The organism is Streptomyces thermovulgaris (genome assembly GCF_002155915.1).
In the GTDB taxonomy this organism is placed as follows: domain Bacteria; phylum Actinomycetota; class Actinomycetes; order Streptomycetales; family Streptomycetaceae; genus Streptomyces; species Streptomyces thermovulgaris.
Genome location: NZ_MUME01000139.1, coordinates 1 through 3,473, shown reverse-complemented (window position 1 = coordinate 3,473; position 3,473 = coordinate 1). Strand labels below are relative to the sequence as shown.

Annotated in this window: 3 protein-coding genes; all 3 read right to left on the bottom strand. The window is 73.8% G+C overall.

The features are described 5' to 3' along the window. On the bottom strand, nt 1-298 hold a 298-nt coding region (locus CCN35_RS13460; protein WP_143631542.1), incomplete at its 3' end, for a DUF309 domain-containing protein. Between the two features lie 366 nt (nt 299-664). After that, entirely contained in the window at nt 665-1,450 is a 786-nt protein-coding gene (locus CCN35_RS13455; RefSeq protein ID WP_067394072.1) for a GntR family transcriptional regulator, read from the bottom strand. Between the two features lie 65 nt (nt 1,451-1,515). Next, on the bottom strand, nt 1,516-3,399 hold the full coding sequence (gene iolD / locus CCN35_RS13450) for a 3D-(3,5/4)-trihydroxycyclohexane-1,2-dione acylhydrolase (decyclizing) (protein ID WP_086792798.1): 1,884 nt from the start codon (nt 3,397-3,399) through the stop codon (nt 1,516-1,518). Nucleotides 3,400-3,473 lie beyond the last annotated feature (74 nt).

The window sequence follows — 3,473 nt, the reverse complement described above, 5'->3', positions numbered from 1 at the left end:
CGCGCCACAGGGTGCGCTCCGCCCGGGGGCCCGACTTCCAGGCGTCCTCGAAGACCTCGTGCGCGTGGAAGGGCCTGCCCGCGTCCAGCAGCGCCTGGGCCTCGGCGACCGTCTCCTGCGGGGTGCGCACCACGCCCTCGGGCTGCCGGGGCACGCCGTCGGCCCCGTACGGCAGGGGCCGCCCCAGCCCGTCCCGCGGCCGCGCGTTGCGCGCCCGCCCCTCGCTGTCCCGGTCCCGCACGACGGCCGGCCTGCCGGAGGGCGTGCCGGAAGGAGTGCTGCTGGATGCGCTGCTCATACGCCGATTGTCCCCCTTGTCTCCGCTCCCGCTTCGGCGTGGCCTTTGAGGTGCGGTAAAGTGATGCTCGCGCGATCACGCGGGTTCACNNTGACTGGGGGTCAAGGGGTCGCAGGTTCAAATCCTGTCGTCCCGACTCGAGCGAGTCGCAGTTCAGGGGATGTTCCGAGGGATCCGGAACATCCCCTGAACCATGTGTGGGGCCTGCCCTGATTCATATGGGGACCCGTCGGGATCAGCTTGATTCATGTGGGGGACCCGCCGGGATCGGTCGGCCCGGCGGGACCCGCCGGGCCAGGGAGAGGCCCCAGGCGGGACACCCGGGCAGGCCCATGCAGGGCGGGCGCAGCCACCGCGTCCGCGGGCTCAGGGCCGTACCAGCAGCTGGAAGTCGAACGAGTACCGGGACGCGCGGTACACATGACGCGCGTACTCCACCGCCCGCCCCGTGTCGTCGTACGTCGTGCGCTGCATGGTGAGCAGGGCGGCGCCCTCCTTCTCGTCGAGCAGGGCGGCCTCCTCGGCGTCGGCCGCGCGGGCGCCGATGGTCTGGCGGGCGCTGTGCAGGGTGATGCCCGCCGAGCGCATCAGCCGGTACAGGCCCGTCGACTCCAGCCGGGCGGTGTCCGGCTGGAGCAGCGCGGCCGGCAGGTAGTTGCACATGAACGCCACCGGCTGGCCGTGGGTGAACCGCAGCCGCTCCAGCACCGTCACCTCGCCGCCCTCGGCGAGACCGAGGGCGGAGGCCACGTCGGCGGGCGCGGGCACGCGCTCGTTGCGCAGCACACGCGTGGTGGGGCTCTGCCCGGCCGTCTCCAGGTCGTCGTAGAGGCTGCTGAGCTCCAGGGGGCGTCTGACCCTGCTGTGCACCACCTGGGTGCCCACCCCGCGCCGCCGGACCAGCAGCCCCTTGTCGACCAGGGACTGGATGGCCTGGCGGACCGTGGGGCGGGACAGCCCCAGACGGACGGACAGGTCTATCTCGTTGCCCAGGAGGTCCCCCGGGGCGAGGGCGCCGCGCTCGATCGCCGCTTCCAGCTGCTGGGCGAACTGGTAGTACAGCGGCACCGGACTGCTCCGGTCCAGGGAGAAGTCCAGGGAATCGAGCGCGGAGGCGGTCCCGGAACGGGAACGGTCGCCGGTCGTCGCCACGGGGTACCCCCTTCGGGTCGGGTGGGAAGGTGCGCGGCCTCGGGCCGCCTGTCGGCGCGGGGAGGTCACAGGTGGCGGCGACGGGCGGCCACCTCGCGGTCGTAGCGTTCACGGGCGGCCACGGCGGCCTCCCGGGCGGCCACCTCGGCCACCGGCACGTCCCACCACGCCTCGGCCGGGGGAGCGGCCGGGGCCCGGGGGTCCGTGGTGGTCTCGACGTAGACGCAGACCGGCCGGTCGGAGGCGCGGGCCGTGCGCAGCGCCTGGCGCAGCTCGCCCACCGTCTTGGCGCGCAGCACCTCCATGCCGAGGCTGCCGGCGTTGGCGGCGAGGTCCACGGGCAGCGGGGCCCCGGTGAAGGTGCCGTCGGCGGCGCGGTAGCGGTAGGCGGTGCCGTACCGCTCGGCGCCCACCGACTCCGACAGGCCGCCGATGGAGGCGTACCCGTGGTTCTGGACCAGGATCATCTTGATCGGCAGGCCCTCCTGGACGGCCGTGACGATCTCCGTCGGCATCATCAGATAGGTGCCGTCGCCGACCAGCGCCCACACCGGGACGTCCGGTGCGGCCTGCTGCACGCCGATCGCGGCCGGGATCTCGTAGCCCATGCAGGAGTAGCCGTACTCCAGGTGGTACTGGCGCGGCGAACGGGCCCGCCACAGCTTGTGCAGGTCGCCGGGGAGCGAACCGGCCGCGTTGATCACCACGTCCTCGTCGCCCACGACCGCGTCCAGCGCGCCCAGCACCTGCGTCTGGGACGGCACGGCGCTGTCGTCGTCCGCGCGGTACGCCGCCTCGACCAGCTGCTCCCAGCGCTCCTTGCCGGCCCGGTACTCGGCCTCGTACCCGGCGTCCACGCGGTGGCCGGCCAGCGCCTCGGTGAGCGCCGTGAGCCCGGCCCGCGCGTCGCAGACCAGGGTCGTGGCCGCCATCTTGTGGGCGTCGAACGCGGTGATGTTGAGGTTGAGGAAGCGGACGCCGGGGTTCTGGAAGAGGGTGCCGGAGGCCGTGGTGAAGTCGGTGTAGCGGGTGCCGATGCCGATGACCAGGTCGGCGGTGCGCGCGAGGTCGTCGCTGACGGCCGTGCCGGTGTGCCCGATGCCGCCGAGGTCGGCCGGGTGGTCGTGGCGCAGCGAGCCCTTGCCGGCCTGGGTGGAGGCGACCGGGATGCCGGTGGCGTCGACGAACGCCTTCAGCGCCTCCTCGGCCCCGCTGTGGTGGACGCCGCCGCCGGCCACGATCAGCGGGCGCCGGGCGGCCCGTACGGCGCGCACCGCCTCGGCGAGTTCGGCCGGGTCCGGGGCGGGACGCCGTACCCGCCACACCCGCTCGGCGAAGAACTCCTCGGGCCAGTCGAAGGCCTCCGCCTGCACGTCCTGCGGCAGGGCGAGGGTGACCGCGCCCGTCTCGGCCGGGTCGGTCAGGACCCGCATCGCGTTCAGCGCGGAGGGGATCAGCGCCTCGGGGCGGGTGATCCGGTCGAAGTAGCGGGAGACCGGGCGCAGGGTGTCGTTGACCGACACGTCCGCCTCCACCGGGTGCTCCAGCTGCTGCAGCAGCGGGTCGGCGGGGTGCGCGGCGAAGTAGTCGCCGGGCAGCAGCAGCACCGGCAGACGGTTGATGGTGGCCAGGGCGGCGCCGGTGACGAGGTTGGTGGCGCCCGGCCCGATGGACGTCGTCACCGCCTGCGTGGACAGACGGTCGCGCTGACGGGCGTAGCCGACCGCCGCGTGCACCATCGCCTGCTCGTTGCGGCCCTGGTGGAACGGCATGACGTCCTCGCCGGCCTCCACCAGCGCCTGCCCGAGGCCCGCCACGTTGCCGTGGCCGAGGATGCCCCAGGTGCCGGCGATCAGCCGGTGCCGCACGCCGTCCCGCTCGGTGTACTGGGCGGCGAGGAACCGTACCAGCGCCTGGGCGACGGTGAGACGGGTCGTGGAGTGACGCATCGTGGACCTCACTGGGACGACGGGGCGGAAGAGGAAGAGGCGGAAGAGGAGGCGGAGGGGGCGGTGTAGAGGGG